The following is a 5247-nucleotide window of genomic DNA, read 5'->3' on the forward strand; positions in this document are numbered from 1 at the left end:
CGTCTTGGTGAAGAACAGAATCGCCGTCGACACACCCGTGTACGGCTTGAAGGCACCGCTCGGTAGCTTCACCACTGCATCGAGTTTGTGCTCTTCGACGAGCATCCTGCGCAAAGCTTTATGAGCAGTGGATGACCCGAACAGCACGCCATCCGGAACGATCACCGCCGCACGGCCACCGTTCTTGAGCAGGCGCAACATGAGCGCCAGAAACAGCAGCTCGGTCTTCTTAGTCTTCACCACAGTGAGCAGATCTTTCGCCGTGGTCTCGTAGTCGAGGCTGCCGGCGAACGGTGGATTCGCGAGGACCAGCGTGTAAGTGCTTTCGATGCTGGCGTCGAAGTGCTCCTCGGCGAGCGAATCGCGGCGCTGGATGGTGGGGTTCTCGACGCCGTGCAACTGCATGTTCATGCTGCCGATGCGCGACATCGACGCGTCAGAGTCGAAGCCCGTGAACGTCAGTCGGTTGAAGTGGTCGCGGGATGCGGCATCCGCGTAGATCTCTTTGCTGTGATGCTCGACCAGAAACTCGGATGCGGCCACCAGGAATCCTGCCGTACCCGCCGCCGGGTCGATGATGCGATCGCTTGGGGTCGGCGCGGTCATGTCGACCATCAGCTGGATGATGTGGCGCGACGTGCGAAACTGCCCGTTCTGCCCCGAGGTGGCCAGCTTGCCGAGCATGTACTCGTAGATGTCACCCTTGGTGTCGCGATCGTTCATCGGGATCTCTTCGAGCAGGTCGACGACCTTGCTGAGCAGCGCGGCATTGGGGATGGTGAAACGGGCATCTTTCATGTTGGAGGCGAAGCTCGACCCTGCAGCGCCCAGATTCCGGATGAACCGGAACACGTTCTGGTCGACAACCTCGAACATCTCCAGCGGCGCGAGGTGCTTGAAACGGCTCCAGCGGAGGTCGGCGTAGGGACGCGGGCGGCGGCCCGTGTCATCCATCCCCTCAGGGAACACCGGGTTCTCGAGGGGCTTACCGAGCAGGTTCGCTTTGCTTTCGGCGAGGGTGTGCAGGTCATCGAGACGCTTGATGAAGAGCAGGTAGGTGATCTGCTCGATCACCTCGAGCGGGTTGGCGATGCCGCCGGACCAGAATGCGTTCCAGACCTTATCGACCTGCTGCTTCAGCTCGCCTGTGACCACGTTGTTCCTCCGCCAATGCCGCCGTTGGACGGGCAGTACAGTCTCTCAGTCGCTACGCGTCTTCTCCTCCACAGGCTGGCTCATTTTCGGTTATCCACAGCTTTATCTGCTCTCTGACCTGGACAAATGCAATGTCGGTGGTTGCTGCGAGAGTGTGGTTATGACCGAAACAGCGCAGGTTCTCGACAGGGTGAGCTCGATGCTCGCCGATGTCGCGCGCGACGGAATGGTCGGCGTCGACGACTCGGCACTGCTCGAACTCACGCGCAAAGTCGAGCAGGTGGGTCGGCTCACCGATGCACTGCGGGCGCTGACGGCTGCCGAGATCGATGAGCGGTCTCGCTACGAGCTCGGGAAGGCGGGGCTTGCCCAGAGCCTTGGCGAGACACGCGGCATGCACCTTGTCGAGAAGCTCACGCTCGTGTCTCAGCGCGAAGCGAGTCGACGGGTGAAACTCGGGCGGGCAATTCGCGAGCGCGTGTGCCTCGACGGGCAGGTGCTCGCGCCAGACTTCCCGCTGGTGTCTGCTGCCGTGATCTCCGGAGCAATGGGGGTGGATGCCGCGACCGCCGTCATCCACGCCCTCACCCAGGCCGCACAGCGCCACGCCCCGGTCGAGCGCCTCGAGGTCGCCGAGTCTGCTCTCGTCGAGGCTGGGCTCACCCTTTCGGCCGACCTGCTTGCCGTTCGTGCGCGGGTCTGGCGCGAAGCCCTCGACCCCGATGGCGCCGAGCCTCGCGACGAAGTGCTGCGCACTCGACGCGCGTTTTGGATCGGCCGCGAAGAAAACGGTCTCACCAAATTTGGTGGATACGCCGACCCCACAAATGCTGCGCTCCTCAAGGCGGCGCTTGCGGAGCGCACCGGGCCGAATGTGATGCCACGGTTCCTCGATCTGCGGGATGGGGCTGATCTTGCCGGATCCTGCGGGTCTGAGGCCGGTGCTTGCGGGTCTGAGGCTGGCGCGGGTGAGGCTGGCGCTGGCGCTGGCGCAGGCGCTGGCGCTGGCTTTCGCGCGGGTTCTGGCGCAGGCACCGCGCCGCGCGATCCGCGCACCCTCGAGCAGAAGCAATTCGACATTGTCATGGGTCTACTGTCGGCGGGTTTGCGGTCGTCCGAAGGTGAACCCGGGAGCATGCGCAGCCTCACCACCGTCGTCGCTGTGATCAAGCTGAGCGACCTCGAAGGCGACACCTCTTCGGGCATTGGGTGGCTTGACGGCATTGACGAACCCGTGTCGGCGGCGACGGTGCGCGAACTCGCGTGTGACGGCGGAATAAGAGTGCTCACGCTCGGTCCGGGCGGCGAAGTACTGAATCTGGGACGCACCCAGCGGTTGTTCAGTCGCCACCAAAAGCTGGCACTCGGAGTGGTGAACGGAGGTTGTGTCTGGAACGGCTGCCACGCCCCACCAGGCTGGTGCCATGCCCATCATGTGAAGGAATTTGCCGATGGGGGGCTGACCGATATCGACAACGGCGTGCTTGTATGCCCTGAGCACCACCACCTGCTGCATGCGTCTGGTTACGAGATGAAGATGGTCAACGGGCTGCCATGGTTGCTGGCACCACTCTGGCTCGACCCGAGTCAAACCTGGCAACCACTCGGGAAAGCGCGAGTGTTGATGACCGTGTGAAGTCTGGGCAGATGAGGGCTGGTTGGGGCCGTAAGCCCGGGGATGTGGGGGCCGTGGTCCTGAGCTCGGGCCCGCAAGGGTCGCGGTCGTGAGGCCGTAGGCGCGGGCAGGAACGCGGTCACGAGGGCATAGGGATGGGCATGGGGCTAGGACTACGGGCGTGGGGTCACGTGCGTCCTACGGCAAGGTTGCTCCGGCGAAGGCAGCCGTGTTTGCGATCGACAGCAGCACAGGAGCCGCGACAGCGACCACGCCGCCCAGCGCCCAGGCGATGCGACGCCGGGCCGCGGCATCCACCTGATGGCGCAATCGGGAGAACTGCGCCTGACGCTGGGGCGTGGCATCCGGCGCGTAGTCTCCGGAGTGCCAGGTCTCGGGGTCGGCCGCGCAGTCGACGATGGCGGCGATCGTGGCGTCAGAGAGCACCCGTGGGCGTCGAGTGATCGTGCGAGCGAGTCGGTTGCTGACCACCACGATCACCCCGGTGGGCGGCGATGTGATGGTGAGGGAGCCGGGATCGACGACAGCGATGACAGGGGTGACATCGATGGGGGCGTCGACCCCGGGGCTCGTGACGCGGGCGATGACCGCGAGATTGGTGACGCGGCCGCCGGCCGGAGGGCTTGTGACGCGGCCGCCAGCAGGAGGGCTTGTGACGCGGCCGCCGGCCGGGGCGCTCATGATCTGGGCGCCGACCACAGGGCTCATGAGCTGGGCGTTAAGCGGCCGGGAATCCACACAGCAGGAGTCCAGTATTGGAGAGTGCGGCGGTCGGGTGTGCGTTATTCGCGCACTCAACAACCGGGCGGCTTTGGACGCTTCGAAGCGTGCATCGCTGATGTGGTGTGTTCGGTGGCCATTCACGAGAACTGACTCGGCTGCCACCCAGACTCGCTGGCCGGAATGATTCTTCGTATTGATGGTGAATACTCCGGATGGCCCGATCACGATGTGGTCGATATCGATATCGCTGTCGCCCGCACCGACCGGGACCGAGTGAAGCACGGTGAACTGCGGGCCCAGCGCGCTGAGAATGCTCGCGACGCGAAGCTCGCCAAGCGCTCCTCGGTACCAACTGCGAGCATCCGCAGTAAGAGGACTCTGGCCGAAAACCTGACCGAGCACAGACCGACGACGTGCCGAAGACTGAATGCGAAGACATTCGCTGACGACGGAGTAGGCCGGGCCCCGCGTTAGCAGAGAAGGCCCGGCACCACTCGTCACGACATGGCTCCCCCGAGCCAGTACATCTGTCACCGATCCCCCGATCTCGACAGGTATGACGCTACCGATTCACCGGTATATCGAGAAGCCCCCAGATAGGGTTACACGAGGTGAAAGCCCGAAAACGTGACGTTTTGGCACCCTCGAATTTGCCCAATTCGGCGGCAAATTTACGAGATCGCCGCCAACGCTCGCCGTACGCTTAAGTCATGACGAGGCGCCCCGATAGTTCCGACCGCAGGCGGTCACGAGACCACACGTCGAGGGGCTTCGAACCGGTCTACAGCGGAGCCGTCGCAGCCGGCCGCGCGCTCTTCGGAATCTGGCGACTCAAGCCCACCGTGGTCGGTGCCGACAACCTTCCCGACACCGGTGGAGCCGTCATCGCGATGACCCACTTCGGCTACTTCGAATTCGCGCTCGTCGAGTGGATGACCTGGTTACATAATCGGCGTCGCATCCGATTCATGGCCAAAAAAGAAGCGTTCGATAAGCCGCTCGTCGGCCTGCTACTGCGGTCCATGCGTCACATCTCGGTGAATCGCCAAGCGGGAGCCGCGGCCTACGCCGACGCGGTAGCTGCACTAAAAAGAGGGGAGCTCATCGGAGTGTTCCCGGAGGCCGGAGTCAGCGCATCCATGACGGTGCGCGAATTGAAGACCGGCGCCGCTCGACTCGCGGCGGAGGCCGGCGTGCCGCTCATACCGGTGTCGGTGTGGGGAGGACAGCGGCTGATGACGAAGGGCCACAAGACTCGCTTCTTCGAACGGTTTGGCGTGCCGATCAGCTTCACCTTCGGAGCTCCGATTGTCGTGACGTCGGAAGACGACGTTGTGGGGGCGACAGATGCCCTGCGTGAAACATTGCAGGCGATGGTAGACCGCGAGCAACAGCTCTATCCGGTAAGTGGGACTGGGCAATGGTGGCAGCCGCAGAACCGCGGGGGTACGGCGCCAACTCCTGAGGAGGCGACGGCTGCCGAAGCGGAGCGAGCGCGCCGCCGGGCGGCACCCGTCGAGCGGTAGACGATGTGCAGTACGCGGTGCGCGGTGCGCAACGAGTAGTCGTCACCCACTCACCGCGACATCCCGTCATGCGGGTTAGGGTCATGGAATGACCAAGCAGACGTCCAGGCGCCGCCAGTGAGCGGCTCACTGGTTCTCGACATCGTGCTCGGTCTCGTGCTGATCGCCTACAGCGTGTACGGCTTCCGCAATGGATTCTCTCGAAGC

The 5247-nt window shown here is 63.9% G+C and carries 4 protein-coding genes; 2 read left to right on the plus strand and 2 right to left on the minus strand.

The window, feature by feature from the left end; genetic code table 11:
* Positions 1-1155, minus strand: a 1155-nt coding sequence (locus tag RMN95_RS07575) for a class I SAM-dependent DNA methyltransferase (RefSeq protein ID WP_309616329.1), incomplete at its 3' end; no start/stop codon positions are given.
* Between the two features lie 160 nt (positions 1156-1315).
* Between RMN95_RS07575 and RMN95_RS07580 the strand changes: the two genes are divergently transcribed.
* Positions 1316-2791 (plus strand): DUF222 domain-containing protein, encoded by a 1476-nt coding sequence (locus tag RMN95_RS07580; protein ID WP_309616330.1) that lies wholly within the window; start codon positions 1316-1318, stop codon positions 2789-2791.
* Positions 2792-2968: 177 nt separating this feature from the next.
* Here RMN95_RS07580 and RMN95_RS07585 read toward each other — a convergent pair whose 3' ends face one another.
* Entirely contained in the window at positions 2969-3916 is a 948-nt protein-coding gene (locus RMN95_RS07585; RefSeq protein ID WP_309616331.1) for a nuclease-related domain-containing protein, read from the minus strand.
* Between the two features lie 308 nt (positions 3917-4224).
* Here RMN95_RS07585 and RMN95_RS07590 point away from each other — a divergent pair, with 308 nt between their 5' ends.
* The gene (locus RMN95_RS07590) at positions 4225-5040 is read left to right on the plus strand and encodes a lysophospholipid acyltransferase family protein (RefSeq protein WP_309616332.1); all 816 of its coding nucleotides are present in this window, start codon (positions 4225-4227) and stop codon (positions 5038-5040) included.
* The last annotated feature ends 207 nt before the right edge of the window (positions 5041-5247 follow it).

Origin of the sequence: Salinibacterium sp. (assembly GCF_031364185.1) — a bacterium.
In the GTDB taxonomy this organism is placed as follows: Bacteria; Actinomycetota; Actinomycetes; order Actinomycetales; family Microbacteriaceae; genus Rhodoglobus.

Coding starts and splice junctions, on each gene's coding strand:
- RMN95_RS07580 (WP_309616330.1), top strand. CDS start 1,316: ATGACCGAAACAGCGCAGGTTCTCGACAGGGTGAGCTCGATGCTCGCC.
- RMN95_RS07590 (WP_309616332.1), top strand. CDS start 4,225: ATGACGAGGCGCCCCGATAGTTCCGACCGCAGGCGGTCACGAGACCAC.